Source organism: Legionella resiliens (genome assembly GCF_021344005.1).
GTDB lineage: Bacteria > Pseudomonadota > Gammaproteobacteria > Legionellales > Legionellaceae > Legionella > Legionella resiliens.
Genome location: NZ_JAJTND010000003.1, coordinates 83,129 through 98,396, shown reverse-complemented (window position 1 = coordinate 98,396; position 15,268 = coordinate 83,129). Strand labels below are relative to the sequence as shown.

Genomic DNA, 15,268 nt, shown 5'->3' with positions numbered 1-15,268 from the left:
AAAATCTGCTAGGATTCCCCAGCGACAAGCGTAGCCTGTTTGCTTGCAAACGGGCTTTTCTTCTCCATTCAAAGATGAATCCGCTCCTCCAGCAATTTGGATGTTTTCACCTCGACCCAATTAAAATTATGTTTGATCCTGGTTGCAAGCAGCCAAACTATACTTTCTGTTCAAAGGTCGTGCTTTAATCCTCCTGGAAAGTCAGATTTGGCTCTGGTTGGACGAAAATACGAGGAGAAAGCCGCAAAGCAGGTATCAGTATTTTCGTCCAACCAGAGCCAAATATGGCTTTCCGGTCATAAAACGCCCATGAACTATTATAAAATTTCAGTTAAAAAAAAGGAGCTTATCAGCTCCTCTAATTTAAATTTCTGTTTAGTCTCGAGTACCAACATATTTATCATCGAAATATCGACGTAATTTAGTCCTCAAAGTTCCACGACTAATCCCCAGCATAATTGCTGCTCGTGACTGATTGTACTTGCAATGCTCCATCACTGCACGAAACAATGGTGTTTCAATTTCTTCAAGTACAAACTGGTATAAGTCAACAGGATCAGTTCCCTTAAGCTCAGAAAAATATTTTTGCACTGAAAGAGTTACGCTTTCGGCGAGAGAAGCGGTGTTGTCCACTACTTCATTACTGATTGTTGTCATTATTATTAGCTCCTCCTTTTAAAAACAGTATATTACCGAAACAAACCCGTTGAAACAAGGGTAGAACAGAAAAAACTGTATTAATAATCAATATATAATGTTCAATATCAGTTCAAAAAGTTCTTATAAGGAGTAGGTTGCTTTTTACTATCTACTCCTTACAAAAATGCTCCAGTTGTATCTTAAAATTTCATCATTGAAGGATCATAAGGTTTACCATTAATTGTAAATTTACCTTGATCCAAACTTACCTCAATTACAAAGTCTGTACCCTGAGCTGTAATTAAGCCATTTTGTTGTAATGCATTTATTTGTTTATTTGTTTGCATTTCTGCTAATTGCTCAGGAGTTGGAGCTGGAGCAGCTGGCTGATTTGGCTGGCCTGCTGTCTGACTCGCTTGCAATTGCTGCGTTAGGGTTTGTTGTAAATCAGGCTTTTTAGCAATTTGCTGAAGCACTGATTGTTTCATAACTGCTTTTACTGCCTCTGCGGGTACTTGCAGCCTTGCTTTGCCTTGAATCTTTTGCATCATTTCAAATGGATTGGCATTTTCACCTTTAGGCAAAGTTACAAACATATTTCCTTCAATCTGTCCTTGTGGAATCGTGAAGCTAAGTTTGGGGATTTCAAATTCTGCACCCTTGTTAAATAATTTGGGTACTTCAGGAAGAAGAGCCAGCATTGCTTGTTGGCGTTGCATATCGTTGCCATTTTGCATTGCTGTTGTTTGTTCATTGATTTTAGCAAGTACATCTGCATCAATGTTTCTTAAAGCAACTTGCAATTCTCCTGGGCCGTAATTCTGGCCATTCGCTAATACTGATTTTAAAGTCAAATTGAAGTTGGTGTTAAAAAGATGCTGTTCAATATCACTATCTGATCTGATTGTGAGATCATTGATTGCAAACATCTTTTGATCTTTAACATAGACATTAAAAGAAGGTAGAGAGAAGTTTGCATCACCCAGATACAATCCAGCAGGTGTTTCATGTAAATCGTAATCACTCGATACTTTGCTTAAAGTGATTTTAGTATCGTCTTTGGTAGCATTCAGACCATCCAAGACAACTTTACCTGCAACTTTACCCATTCCTGAAGACATTTTTGTGCTTGAATCCATACCTAACCATTCAAGGTGACCGGAACCATCTTTGGCAATTAATTTAAAATCGGGAACTTTGAAATCTACAGTACTTTCGTTCAGATAATTAACGAAAATACTTAGATCCAACTTTGGCTTAGTTGATTCTTTGGCAAATTGAGTATCAAATTGCTGGTTATACTGTTCTGGGAATGGGAAAACTGCCTCAGCATAACCCAATCCAAAACGCAATTTATTATTAGCATAAATAATAGGACCATGATGGATTGTTAGTGGCATTGCCATATTATAGTCTTGGGCAGGAAGAGTTTGAGGTTGTCCATTCTCATCTTTTACTATGCGCTCTGGAATATGTAACTGCCATTTAATTTGGGCTTCGGAATCAAATAATCCTCTTTTGTATTGCTCGATTTCAGCATAAAGCCCATTAGATTGGTCAATTACTTCTATATTTTTTCTAATCGTTCTTTCAGTAAGAAAGCCCATGCCATAATACCCGCCTAGAATTAGAACGGCCAGGATAATTATTAATCCTGTTAATTTTTTCATTCTCTTCTCCATGTTATTAATTCGCATGCAGCAAAACTGCAGCTGAAAGTATAGCAGTAAATAACATCTGAGTGCGATACGCGCTTGTAAAAAAACAGGTGTAGCTATTTTTTATATCAATAAAAAAATACCAAGCGCTTAGGAATGGTTCACTGGCTTACAATAGGTTTCTTTAACAGTAAAAGCCAATACCAGTGCGATTATGGAACAAAGAGGCAATAATTTTAAACCCGCTTGGAAATCAGAGAGCAATAATGATTCAACGTTATAAGCACGTGCACCAGATACCATATCAACCAATCGTCCAACTAAAGGTTGTAATGAAGCTCCTACGAAAATCGATATCATATTGGTAAATGCAATTGAGGTTCCCACTACATTTCTATCATGTATCTCTGTTGAAACAGCATAAGCAATAGCAACACCCGTGTTCGTTAAACCGAAAAGAAAGAACAGTAAATAAGCCGAATTTTGACTTAAATTAGAACTGTACACAAATAGAGTTGTAAAAAGTACACCAAAACAGGCTGAAAGGATCATTAAAGGTTTACGTCGTCCCATTTTATCTGAAATCCATCCTGATAAGGGACCACTAATACCCCAGCCGATAAAAATTAATCCGGTGGCAAAAGCAGCTGCATGCGCACCTAATCCTCTACCATATTGCAGGTATGCAGGTCCAATTGCCTCACCAATAACAGCCGTTGGTCCAAATAAAAATCCAGCATAAAGCGCATTAAGCCACGTTTGTCTGCACGATAAGATTATTTTTAAACTCTGAAGAATACTGATCTGATTAATAGATCGTACCTCACTGCGATGTTCTCCCGGTTTATCTTGTACAAATTGATACAACAAAGCTGCGAGTGCAATAAAGAGAAAAGCAATAATCAGCATACTGTGGCGCCATCCCACATTAGTGACTAAAAATGAAACAGGAGCTTCTCCTGCAGCTGCCCCTAACATTCCTAAAGCTTGGGTTAAACCAGCAAGTAAACCTAACATTGTGGGGGGGAACCAGGACGTAGCTAACCTAAGAGAGCAAATAAATGCAAAGGCTGCACTAAAGCCTATGAGCATCCTTCCTATTGAGGCCATAAGTAAACTATCTGCAAGGCCAAAAACACAACAACCAAAAGCAGTCACGAGCGACATAACCGTAAGTAGCCAACGTATACTTAAGCGGTCTACAGTCAGTCCTACAGGAATTTGCATCAGGATGTATGGAACATAAAATGAGGCAGTTAAAATACCAAAACCCGCTTCATTAATTCCGAAGTCAATTTGTAAGTATCGGTGCATCACTCCGGGTGCAACACGAGCCATATAATCAGAAAAATAGAACGCCGCAGCCAACCCCCATACTAACCAAGCAAATCCTAAATAATTTTTACGATTATAAATTTCTACTCTAGACTCATGTACTTTATTCATAAACTCTCTGCGTTAATAAAACCCTAATCGGCTCTGTTCAATTGAATGGTTACCTGGCAATTACACATCAAAAAAACAACCCAGGATAGAGATCGTTAACATTTCACTAGTAATAGCTGAAATAGAAACAAACCCTAAAATATTTATCTAAAAAGTGAGCAATAAATCTGCAAAACCAAAGCAACATTATACTAGGGTTGTCATTTATTTCAACACATAGTTTGATTTCATTTTCATAGGTACAGAAAATGGTTATAATTTACAGTGCTGTATCGCTTTTTCGATGTGTTATCATTGAATTTGTATTATCTTACAATAAATTTTGCTAAAACAATTTCAATTTGATTAAAATCAAAACTAAGGCTTAAAATGAATACGCTTAACCTTGCAATAAAAGAAGCTCTTGATGCGAATGGAAATACCAAAGAAGCCAATAAAGCATATCTTGAGTTTATTAAAGCCAACTTTATCATTCCAGTAGAGCAAAATTCTGCAGATGACCAACCGAAAGTATTGTTTTTACAAGAGCAAGAGCATATCTTCCTTCCGGTGTTCACAGACATGCACTATCTTGATGCATGGGCTGGCGATATAGCCCAAAAAATTCAAATCCTTAAATTATCTGGTGTAGATTTGCTCAAGGGGCTTGGTGAAAATGTGACCGTATGTCTTAACATAGGCAGCGAAATTTATAAGGAATTTAATCCTTCAGAAACGGCACGAATGCGCTCCATGGTATTAAAACTTTTTAAAAATTAGTAATTATCATTAAATCCCCTCTCCCAAATGGGAGGAGGAAAAATGAAGGGTTAAGCAGTACCATATATCACGTCGTGAAATAAAAAATCTTGAAGGGTTTTGCATACAAAATTTATGCTACCAATTCAAATAATTGATATCCCACTAATGCCGAAGCTGCTATTGCACCGCTAATTTCAATTACCAGAGATAAAAAGCCGTGCTTATGGCAATACTCTTGATCATTCGCGGCACTTTCTTCGCTAGATAGCTCCGCTGCTTCTTGAGCATTCAATTCAAATAAAGGCTCTTCACCACCAATTGCATCCCACCAGCCTTCTAGCCAGTGCTCTGCTTGTTGGGTTCCTTTACGAAATGGATTATCTGCCTCAGCTACGTCTGCAAGTGCGCATTCATAACCAAATGCATAGCTGTCTTCGTAGCTTGGATGTTCAATGTTGAAACGTAATTTAATATGTGGTAGTAAGGCTGTTATGTCGTTCATGATTATACCCTCTATTTGTTTATACAGTATTTTTATCAATACTGTTAATCATTTATACATTTAAAATAATTTTACGACTTTCTGTTAACGCTTATTTACCAAATAAAAACATTTACTAATTCTTGACAAATTTTTCTTTACTCTGAAAAAAATAACCTCAAAAACAGTTCGATTAATATCGTATTATTTATTAAAGCAATTTTCAGGCCAAGTTTTTCTGTCTTTAAAAAAAACAGAAAAAATAGAGTAAGTACAAAAAGAGGGATAAAACATATAATTGTGGCAGAATTTAACTTTTTGCCGGCAAATTTTGCCGGTCGTATATAGTCTTACCCACTAGACAAGCCGCAAGTGAATAAGGCAACGGAGTATATATTAATACATGGACTAAACCGAGTGAGCGTGCAACGCACTATAAAGTTCAGTGGGGGAGGCTATATCACTATTGCTAAGGGGCCAAACGATGATACTTCCATTGCCCATCTTTTATATAATAGCGAATTCTATCGTGCAAACGGTTATCACGCCCTTGCCAAAACTCGATTTCCTCAGGAATAACCATATAGCCGCCCCAATAGCTAGGGCGTAATACAGGCTCTTGGCCGTGTTTTTGAATTAAATCATTTAAAGCATGCTCTAATGCTTCTCTGCCCCCAATTTCCTGACTTTGCGGAGATACAATAGCACTGAACTGGCTTTTGATCGGTCTTGTTGAAAAATAAAGATCTGATTGTTCCTTGTTAATCTGTTCGATTTGACCACGAATGCGTATCTGCCTTGCCATTTGTGGCCAATAAAAATTAAGTGCTGCATAGGGGTTATTTTGAATTTGCTTTGCTTTCGTACTTTGATAATTGGTATAGAAAATAAATTGCCCTCTGTCCAAACCTTTTAACAGAACCACTCTAGAATCTGGACGGCCTCTTTCGTCTACAGTTGCAAGAACCATAGCCGTGGGATCATTTTTTTCATTTTTTAAAACATCCTCAAACCAAAGCTTAAATTGGACAATTGGATCTTCAGGAAGTGATTGTTCACTTAAATTCAGATCTCCGTATTCTCGTCTTATATCAGCAATGCTTCGAAAATTTGTCATGAAATGCCATAAAAAAGAAATTGGGCATCAGCGCAGCATAACCCAGGTTATATAGATCGCGACTCGATAATCCTGGGTATGGCTTTTGTCTTAACCCAGGATTACATCATAACTCAATTACTTACGTAAGCTGAGTTACCAGCCGGTTACTTCAGCAATTGCATCGCCCAAATCAGCTGGGGAGCGTACTGTTCTTACTCCAGCAGCTTCTAAAGCTGCGTATTTTTCAGCTGCTGTTCCTTTACCACCGGAGATAATCGCACCAGCATGTCCCATACGTTTTCCTGCAGGTGCAGTAACGCCTGCGATATAGGAAACTACAGGCTTGCTTACATGAGATTTAATGTATTCAGCTGCCTCTTCTTCTGCAGATCCTCCAATTTCACCTACCATGATAATAGCTTTTGTTTGAGAATCTTGTTCAAATAAAGCCAAGGCATCAATAAAACTGGTTCCAGGAATCGGATCCCCTCCAATACCAATACAGGTACTTTGACCAAAGCCTTTATCTGTGGTTTGTTTCACCGCTTCATAGGTTAGAGTGCCGGACCGGGAAACAATACCTACTTTACCAGGTAAATGAATTGATCCTGGCATAATCCCAATTTTGCATTCGCCTGGGGTAATTATTCCAGGGCAATTAGGTCCAATCAAACGGGCTTGGGTATTGTTTTCCAAATAGACTTTTACTTGCAACATGTCTAATACAGGAACGCCTTCCGTAATGCAAACAATTAATTGAATGCCGGCATCTGCTGCTTCTAAAATAGAATCCTTACAAAATGGTGCCGGAACATAAATCACGCTGGCTTCCGCTTTGGTTTCTTGAACAGCTTCACGCATCGTATTAAATACTGGCAAGCCTAAATGCTTTTGTCCGCCTTTGCCTGGGGTCACACCCCCTACCATATGTGTGCCATAAGCAATCGCTTGTTCTGAATGATAAGTTCCTTGCTTTCCAGTAAAACCCTGACACAGTACTTTAGTATGTTTATTAACTAATACACTCATTGTTAACCTCGAAATTTAGTAATTAGGCAACAGCTGCCACAATCTTCTTCGCAGCATCAGTTAAACTGGTTGCAGCAATCACATTCAAATCACTTTTATTTAAAATATCAGCACCTAGTTGTGCATTATTACCTTCAAGACGCACTACTACAGGAATTTTCACATCGACCTCTTTCACTGCAGCGAGAATACCATCAGCAATGAGATCACAACGAACAATACCACCAAAAATATTTACCAAAATGCCTTTGACTTTTTCATCAGAGACAATAATTTTCAGTGCTTCACTCACGCGTTCTTTAGTAGCACCACCGCCCACATCAAGGAAATTAGCCGGTTCACCACCATGAAGCTTGATCACATCCATAGTCGCCATAGCCAGACCCGCACCATTCACCATACAACCAATGGTTCCATCGAGTGGAATATAATTTAACTCCCAGTCACTGGCACGATTTTCGCGCTCATCTTCTTGAGTCGTATCACGCATATTTTTTAATTTAGGTTGACGATACAAGGCATTGCCGTCAATGTTAATTTTTCCATCCAAACAAATTAATTGCCCTTGCTTTGTTACAACTAATGGGTTGATTTCTAATAAACTTAAATCACAATCAACAAACATCTTGCCCAAGCCCATCATCAAATGGGTAAAGTGTTTAATTTGTTCTTCCTTTAATCCCAATTTGAATCCTACGTCACGGCATTGGAACGGCATAACGCCGACAAGCGGATCGACGATGACCTTGAAAATTTTTTCAGGCGTCTCTTCAGCCACTTTTTCTATTTCAACACCACCCTCAGTAGAGGCCATGAATACAACACGACGAGTAGCACGATCAACAACAGCTCCAAGATATAACTCTCGGCCGATTTCGCATGTCTCTTCAATTAGCACGCAATTAACTGGCTGGCCATGAGCATCTGTTTGGTATGTTACCAAACGAGTCCCTAATAATGATTTAACCGCTGCAGCCAACTCATCTTTATTCGAGACTAATTTCACACCACCGGCTTTTCCTCGACCACCTGCGTGGACTTGGGCTTTAACAACCCAACGAGCAGTAGATAACTGTGAAGCCACTTGGATTGCATCTTCAACATTATAAGCTACTTCGCCGTTTGGAACGGGTAAATTGTAGCTCGCAAATAATTGTTTGGCCTGGTATTCATGTAAATTCATTGCAATTACCTTTCTAAAAGAAGCAAAATCTGGCACTACTCATAAGTATCAATTTGTGTATCGCATCCTGAGCGAGAGGCAAAACGAAACTCAGGATTTACTATGAGTACATTTATGAGTCAAATGCGGATTTCGCTGTTACATTTCATTAAACATTAAGTAAAAGGCGAGCTGGATCTTCCAATAATTCTTTAACGCTCACCAAAAATTGTACTGAATCTTTACCATCAATCAACCGATGATCATAAGATAAAGCGACATACATCATAGGACGAATTACAATTTGTCCTTTTTCCACCACAGGTCTGTCTTCAATTTTATGCATTCCTAGTATACCTGTTTGCGGCGGGTTAATAATTGGGGTAGCCAATAACGAACCAAATACCCCACCATTAGTAATAGTAAAGGTACCTCCTTGCATGTCTTCCATAGCCAATTTGCCTTGTCTGGCCTTTGTAGCCGAATCGTTAATTGCCAGTTCAATGTCTGCCATACTCATCTGATCGGCATCTCGAATTACGGGGACTACCAGGCCTCTCTCTGTGGAGACAGCAATACCAATATCATAAAAGCCATGATAAACCACATCTTGGCCATCTATGGAAGCATTTACTGCTGGAAAACGCTTTAATGACTCAACAACTGCCTTGGTAAAAAAGGACATAAATCCAAGCTTGACCCCATGTTTTTTCTCAAAACTGTCTTTATATTGAGCACGCATGTCCATCACTGCTTTCAAATTGACTTCGTTAAATGTGGTCAACATTGCCGCGTTATGCTGGGCTGCCAATAAACGCTCTGCAATTTTTGCCCTTAAACGGGTCATCGGAACACGTCGCTCTTCACGCAAGCCCATGGGTGTCTTAGGTGTCTCTTCTTTTTTACTCTCTCCAGATTTAGAAGTTTTTTCTCTATTGGATTCTATGTAAGAGAGAACATCCTCTTTAGTAATACGCCCCTCCTTGCCACTGCCCTGAATTTGCCCTGGCTGTAGATCATGTTCTGCCAGCATGCGACGTACTACAGGACTGGTTGATTTATCTTCCTTCGCACTTACTTTATCACGTTCCGCTTCTTCACTTTCCTTCGCCGTTTCAGTTTTCTTTTCTTCTTTTTTTTCTTCTTTAGCGTCAGAGTCAGAGCCTTCTTTTATTTTTGCTAGTAACTGGCCAGACTGTACTGTATCACCTTCTTGAAACTTGATTTCAGCCAATATTCCATCAGCAGGAGCAGGCACTTCTAATACGACTTTGTCAGTTTCTAGGTCCAGTAAATTTTCATCACGGGTAACTTTATCACCTACTTTTTTGTGCCATGCAGCTACAGTTGCATCAGCAACTGATTCAGGCAAAACAGGTACTTTGACTTCGATAGACATGATTATACCTTCTTATTTTATTAAATTTGTTAACACATTGTAGTCTGGGGAAAAATGAAATTGCGCCAGACTACGATAAACTCAAACTCAGTCCAATAAAGCTTGCTCTACTAAAGCTTGCTGTTGCTGTGCATGCAGTGCTGGACTCCCAACAGCAGGTGCGGCAGCAAATTCTCTTCCGGCATAATGCAAGGATTGCTCGGGACGTAAACAATCTTTTATATTATGTTGGGAAGAGAACCAGACTCCCTGATTTTGTGGCTCTTCCTGGCACCAAATAATTTGCTTAGCTTGGGTATATTTATTTAGCTCTGTTGTAAGTGCTTTTTTAGGAAACGGGTATAATTGCTCGATTCGCACTAAAGCAATATGGTTTAACTCTTTATCACGACGCATTTGCAGTAAATCATAATAAACTTTTCCACAGCACAATACTACTTTTGTAATTTTTTTCGGATCAAGCGTGTCAATTTCCGGAATAACGTTATGGAATTTACCTTTAAATAAGTCCTCTAAAGGAGAAACCGCTAATTTGTGACGTAAAAGGCTCTTAGGTGTCATGACGATTAAGGGTTTCCGGAAATTACGAATAACTTGTCTTCTTAACAAATGGAATATCTGTGCCGGAGTAGTTGGGGTACAGACTTGCATATTATGCTGAGCACAAAGCTGCATGTAACGCTCCAAACGAGCTGATGAATGCTCCGGTCCCTGTCCTTCATATCCATGGGGTAACAACATGACTAAGCCACATAAACGGCCCCATTTTTGCTCACCAGAACTGATGAATTGATCAATAACTACTTGAGCACCATTAGCAAAATCACCAAACTGAGCTTCCCATAACACTAAGAAATTTGGAGCAGAAGCAGCAAATCCATATTCAAAAGCCAGTACTGCTTCTTCAGACAGTACCGAATCGATAACAGAAAAAGGTCGGTTCAACTCATTCTTTATTTGCTCAAGAGGAACAAACGTTTCCCCAGTTTCAGCATCATGTAATACAGCATGCCTGTGCGCAAAAGTTCCTCTTCCAGAATCCTGACCTGATAAACGCACGCCATAACCTTCCTGAACCAGACTGGCGTATGCCATAGTTTCAGCATATCCCCAGTTCATCGGTATCTCACCTGCGGTCATTTTGTCTCGTTCATTCAATAATCGTTGAACTACGGAGTGTAAAGTAAAACCCTTAGGTAAAGCATTCAATTGCTTGGTTAGTTTTTGTAAGTTTTCCTTGGTGATCGTTGTATCTACTTTATCTGTCCATTTTGCCTTCGAATAAGGAGTCCAATCAACCGCATATTTCCCTTCATAATCACCGTGTACCAAGTCCACTACTGCCTTACCCTTATCTAAGGTATCACGATAGGCATCCACTAATTTTTCAGAGTCTTTCCTCGTCAACACACCTTCCTGAATAAGACGATCGGCATAAATTTCACGTAAGGGACGCATGGATTTAATTTTTCGATACATAGAAGGTTGAGTTACTGCCGGCTCATCTGCTTCATTATGCCCATGTCGGCGGTAACACACGAGATCAACTACAACATCCCGTTTAAATTTCATTCTGAAATCAAATGCGAGCTTAGTCGCAAATACGACTGCCTCAGCGTCATCACCATTCACATGAATAACAGGTGCCTGAACCATTTTGGCAACATCAGTACAATATAGAGTAGAACGTGCATCCAAAGGATTACTGGTAGTAAAACCTATTTGGTTGTTAATAACAATGTGAACCGTACCACCTGTGCAATAACCACGGGCCTGAGAAAAATTGAACGTTTCCATCACGACGCCTTGGCCGGCAAATGCAGCATCTCCATGAATGACAACAGGGACAACTTTCTCCTTTTTCTTCAGATCATCGCGACGGCCTAACCGAGAACGAACAGATCCTTCTACTACTGGGCCAATAATTTCCAAGTGTGACGGATTAAAAGCTAAAGCCAGATGCACTACTGAGCCTGAATTTGTTTTTATATCCGAAGAAAAACCTAAATGATACTTCACATCACCAGTACGTTCATATTTTATTTTTCCTTCAAATTCCTGGAAAAGCTGGTTAGGTTCTTTACCTAAAACATTTACCAATACATTGAGACGGCCTCGATGTGCCATACCAATAACTACTTCTTTAACGTTATCCCTTCCAGCACACTCAATAATTTCTTTCATCATAGGGATGAGTGAGTCGCCCCCCTCAAGAGAGAATCGTTTTTGTCCCACGTAGCGGGTCCCTAAATAACGCTCTAAACCATCTGCAGCAATTAAATCTTTTAAAATTTGCAGTTTTTTTTCTTTATCCAAGTTAAGACGACCATGCACAGACTCCATTCGCTCCTGCAGCCATTCTATTTCTTCGGTATTAGAAATATGCATGTATTCAATACCAATACTACCGCAATATGTTTCACGTAGTGCTTGATATATCTCATCCAGAGTCATTTCTGGACCATTGAACGTGGTGCCTGCAAAAAACTTTCGGTTTCTATCTACATCAGATAAATGATGATGCTCCAATTCCAATGCTGGTACGGGGGTACGTTCTGTCATCTCCAGAGGATCGAGTTTAGCAGCATGATGCCCCAATGCACGATACGCATTAATTAAATCTGCAATTCTGAATTGTTGGCTATCTGAAGCTTGAACAACAGGTACTGCTTTTTTATCTGCATTCTGCAAAAAATAATCACGGATATCTCGATGCGAGAATTCCTTCTCGGCACTATTAACCTTAGGTAAAGCGCTGAATACTGCGCGCCAATCGGATGAAACCGAACTAGGATCAGCAAGATAATCTTCATAAAGACTATCAACATACGCCATACTTCCACCAGACAAATAGGAAGAAGCCCATTCTTTTTGCAGATCGGAACTGCTCATTTTCTCTCACTCCAAAGGGATATTAATCTCTACGCCATTACAATTGGCTATTCCACTCATCCACGTGGATAAAACAGCTATCCCCGCTAGGGCGGGGATCATCCTTATACTGGTTTCGAGCCCCTCACAGAAGATAATTCCCGTTTTTATTGAGAATTACATGCTCCTATTTAATGGCTTTACCAGATACCTTTTAATAACAAGAAAAGTACTATTAGGTTTCTTGCGTCAACATTTGTAAGCGAATATCTGCAATCGCCTTCATTGGATTGAGTCCTTTCGGGCAGACACTGGTACAATTCATAATGCTCCGACAACGAAACACACTGAAAGGATCTTGTAATTTATCCAAACGATGTGCCGTTGCAGTATCTCGACTGTCTGCTAAAAATCGTCTTGCCTGTAATAATCCCGCTGGACCAACATACTTTTCTGGGTTCCACCAGTATGAGGGGCATGAACTGGTACAACAGGCACATAAAATACATTCATATAACCCATCAAGTAATGCACGCTCTTCTGGGGATTGCAGGCGTTCTTGAGCAGGAGGTACCGCATCATTTTGCAAATAAGGCTCTATGCGCTCGTACTGTTGGTAAAACTGGGACAAATCAACTGCCAAGTCACGGATTACTGGAAATCCAGGTAAAGGACGAACAACTATTTTATCGGTCTTTAATTGAGATATATGAGTAATACAGGCTAAAGCATTAGCCCCGTTAATGTTCATACCATCCGACCCGCACACCCCTTCGCGGCAGGAGCGTCTATAGGTTATAGAAGGATCCTGCTCTGCTTTTAAACGCTCAAGTAATGTGAGCACCATGGGATCACTTTTAGCCGGGATCTCCAATTCATAATCTTTCATATAAGGCTTAGCATCCACCTCAGGATTATAGCGATATATTGATAGGGTCAAATTTCTACTATCTGCCATGTAATCTATCCTCTTTAGTAAACGCGTTCTTTCGGCGCAAAAGGTTCGACATGTTTAGGTGATGCATTAACCGGTCGAAAATCAATCTTCTCACCTTCCTCAAAATATAGCGTATGTTTAATCCAGTTCTCGTCATCACGTTTTGGATAATCTTCACGACTATGAGCACCACGACTTTCCGTGCGAACAATCGCAGACTGCGCTGTTGCATATGCAGTTGCCATTAAATTATCCAGTTCTAAGGCACTAACCCGCTCTGTATTAAATATCTTACTTTTGTCTTCCAATTTGGCATGCTCCAAACGCTCACGCAAAGCCTGAAGACGCTTCAAACCTGAAGCCATTACTTCTCCAGTGCGAAATACACCGAAGTCTTCTTGCATTACACGTTGCATTTCATCATGAATTACAGCAGGACTTTCGCCCTCTGTTGAATCATTCCATCGGTTATATCGCTGTAACGATGAAGCAATATCATCATCGCTGATGTAAGCCATCTCTGGTAATTGATGTGATTGCCATAACTCTTCAACGTGCAGCCCTGCAGCCCGACCGAAAACCACTAAGTCTAGTAAGGAATTGCCGCCTAACCGGTTTGCGCCATGCACAGAAACACATGCACACTCGCCTACCGCATACAATCCCTCTACGATATGTTCCTTACCATTGGTTTTGGTAAGTACTTGGCCATACATATTCGTTGGTATTCCTCCCATGCTGTAGTGGCAGGTTGGAACTACAGGAATCGGTTCAACAATTGGGTCAACTCCTGCGAATTTCATAGATAACTCACGAATGCCTGGCAAACGTGACATGATAAGATCGGCTCCTAAATGATCCAGTTTTAACTTAACATGATCAATCCCTTTAGGATCAAAGCCCTTACCTGCACGTATTTCGAGAGCCATAGAACGAGCGACTACATCTCGAGAAGCTAAATCTTTAACCCGCGGTGCATAACGCTCCATAAAACGTTCACCGTCTTTATTAATCAAATAACCGCCTTCACCCCGGCACCCTTCGGTGACTAATACACCAGCCCCAGCAATGCCAGTAGGATGAAATTGCCACATTTCCATATCTTGCAAAGGAATGCCAGCTCTTAGTGCCATACCGAAACCATCACCGGTATTGATAAATGCATTGGTTGTGGATTGGTAAATACGACCAGCACCACCAGTAGCCAGGATGCAAACTTTTGACTGGAAAAATACTACCTCACCTGTCTCAATACACATGGCAGTAACACCAGATATGTGGCCCTGAGAATTTTTGACAAGATCAAGAGCATACCATTCACTAAATACATGTGTTTTGGCTTTTAAATTTTGTTGATACAGCGTATGCAGTAAAGCATGCCCTGTTCTATCTGCTGCAGCACAAGTGCGCGCAGCCTGGTCTCCACCAAAATTTTTGGATTGGCCACCAAACTGACGTTGATAGATTTTACCATCATCCGTACGTGAAAAAGGCAACCCCATGTGTTCTAGTTCATATACAGCTTCTGGCCCTGTTTTACAGAGGTACTCGATTGAATCCTGATCACCAATATAATCAGCACCCTTCACTGTATCATACATATGCCAGCGCCAATCATCTTCATGGGCATTTCCCAATGCACAGGTAATACCCCCTTGGGCAGATACGGTATGTGAACGGGTTGGGAATACTTTGGATAAGAGTGCGACTTTTAATCCAGAATTTGCCATCTGCAGTGCAGCACGCATTCCGGCTCCGCCTGCTCCAATAATTACTGCATCAAATGTGTTACGTGCAATTGCCATG

At 40.2% G+C, this 15,268-nt stretch carries 12 protein-coding genes; 1 reads left to right on the top strand and 11 read right to left on the bottom strand.

What is annotated here, in order from left to right; genetic code table 11:
* Positions 1-375: 375 nt before the first annotated feature.
* The 3 genes from LXO92_RS04160 to LXO92_RS04150 all read right to left on the bottom strand — a co-directional run bounded on the left by LXO92_RS04160 (position 376) and on the right by LXO92_RS04150 (position 3,743).
* The gene (locus tag LXO92_RS04160; protein WP_003633193.1) at positions 376-657 is read right to left on the bottom strand and encodes a helix-turn-helix domain-containing protein; all 282 of its coding nucleotides are present in this window, start codon (positions 655-657) and stop codon (positions 376-378) included.
* A 182-nt stretch (positions 658-839) separates the two neighbouring features.
* Entirely contained in the window at positions 840-2,309 is a 1,470-nt protein-coding gene (locus LXO92_RS04155; protein ID WP_182351467.1) for a YdgA family protein, read from the bottom strand.
* 138 nt (positions 2,310-2,447) lie between these two features.
* Complete coding sequence (locus tag LXO92_RS04150; RefSeq protein WP_182351466.1) at positions 2,448-3,743, bottom strand: MFS transporter; 1,296 nt, start codon at positions 3,741-3,743, stop codon at positions 2,448-2,450.
* Between the two features lie 369 nt (positions 3,744-4,112).
* Between LXO92_RS04150 and LXO92_RS04145 the strand changes: the two genes are divergently transcribed.
* Positions 4,113-4,502, top strand: a complete 390-nt coding sequence (locus LXO92_RS04145; protein WP_182351465.1) for an SseB family protein — start codon at positions 4,113-4,115, stop codon at positions 4,500-4,502.
* Positions 4,503-4,614: 112 nt separating this feature from the next.
* Here LXO92_RS04145 and LXO92_RS04140 read toward each other — a convergent pair whose 3' ends face one another.
* The 8 genes from LXO92_RS04140 to sdhA form a co-directional block, all read right to left on the bottom strand.
* Positions 4,615-4,986 (bottom strand): transmission trait enhancer LetE, encoded by a 372-nt coding sequence (locus LXO92_RS04140; protein ID WP_182351464.1) that lies wholly within the window; start codon positions 4,984-4,986, stop codon positions 4,615-4,617.
* Positions 4,987-5,434: 448 nt separating this feature from the next.
* Positions 5,435-6,082 (bottom strand): pyridoxamine 5'-phosphate oxidase, encoded by a 648-nt coding sequence (gene pdxH / locus LXO92_RS04135; protein ID WP_182351463.1) that lies wholly within the window; start codon positions 6,080-6,082, stop codon positions 5,435-5,437.
* Positions 6,083-6,217: 135 nt separating this feature from the next.
* Positions 6,218-7,093, bottom strand: a complete 876-nt coding sequence (gene sucD, locus LXO92_RS04130) for a succinate--CoA ligase subunit alpha (RefSeq protein ID WP_182351462.1) — start codon at positions 7,091-7,093, stop codon at positions 6,218-6,220.
* Positions 7,094-7,115: 22 nt separating this feature from the next.
* Positions 7,116-8,276, bottom strand: a complete 1,161-nt coding sequence (sucC, locus tag LXO92_RS04125; RefSeq protein ID WP_182351461.1) for an ADP-forming succinate--CoA ligase subunit beta — start codon at positions 8,274-8,276, stop codon at positions 7,116-7,118.
* Positions 8,277-8,424: 148 nt separating this feature from the next.
* On the bottom strand, positions 8,425-9,654 hold the full coding sequence (gene odhB / locus LXO92_RS04120) for a 2-oxoglutarate dehydrogenase complex dihydrolipoyllysine-residue succinyltransferase (protein ID WP_182351460.1): 1,230 nt from the start codon (positions 9,652-9,654) through the stop codon (positions 8,425-8,427).
* Positions 9,655-9,741: 87 nt separating this feature from the next.
* The gene (locus LXO92_RS04115; protein ID WP_182351459.1) at positions 9,742-12,546 is read right to left on the bottom strand and encodes a 2-oxoglutarate dehydrogenase E1 component; all 2,805 of its coding nucleotides are present in this window, start codon (positions 12,544-12,546) and stop codon (positions 9,742-9,744) included.
* Between the two features lie 214 nt (positions 12,547-12,760).
* Positions 12,761-13,483: a succinate dehydrogenase iron-sulfur subunit gene (locus tag LXO92_RS04110; protein WP_232890430.1), complete on the bottom strand. Its 723-nt coding sequence runs from the start codon at positions 13,481-13,483 to the stop codon at positions 12,761-12,763.
* A gap of 14 nt (positions 13,484-13,497) precedes the next feature.
* Positions 13,498-15,267 (bottom strand): succinate dehydrogenase flavoprotein subunit, encoded by a 1,770-nt coding sequence (gene sdhA / locus LXO92_RS04105; protein WP_182351457.1) that lies wholly within the window; start codon positions 15,265-15,267, stop codon positions 13,498-13,500.
* Between the last annotated feature and the right edge of the window lies 1 nt (position 15,268).